Below are 548 nucleotides of genomic sequence, written 5' to 3' on the forward strand. Positions count from 1 at the left end.
GCCAACCCTTGTATCTTGCTCATATTGGTGGTTAGCTACTGCCAATAGAGGTGAAGACCAGCTTGGGCCAACCCTTAAGGCTCGACCTTGGAAGGTAGATCAAGCCCTTCACCTCGTTCCCACACCATACCAAACACTGGACGGTAGCCAAGGGCTCTGACCCTGCATGCACAAGGAGAGTGGGTGTGATGATCGAGAACGCAAGGAGAGCCCATGTTTTACCTCGGTGTAGACGTCTCAAAAAAGAAGCTTGATTGCATGTTGCGCAATGCATCGAACGGAAAAGTGAAGTCGAAGGCAGTTACAAATACGCCTGCTGGCTTTACCGAACTGTTGGAATGGCTGTTCAAACAGGATTCAACTCAACCCCACGTCATCATGGAGCCAACTGGCACGTACCATGAAGCCGCTGCACTGGCGCTAGCCGATGCCGGGCTGGTTGTTTCGCTGGTCAACCCCGCACAGCTGCGGGCTTTCGCCGATGGCATTGGCGTCAAGAACAAGACCGACAAGGAAGACAGCGCGGTGCTGGCACGCTATGGCGAAGT

General features: G+C 53.8%; 1 protein-coding gene. It reads left to right on the forward strand.

Features of this window, described 5'->3' with window-relative positions; translation table 11 throughout:
* Nucleotides 1–213: 213 nt before the first annotated feature.
* The coding region (locus tag QPK27_RS25235; RefSeq protein WP_290420888.1) for a transposase at nucleotides 214–548 on the forward strand (335 nt) is incomplete at its 3' end.

It is taken from the genome of Massilia sp. YIM B02443 (assembly GCF_030411955.1).
Classification (GTDB): Bacteria; Pseudomonadota; Gammaproteobacteria; order Burkholderiales; family Burkholderiaceae_D; genus Telluria.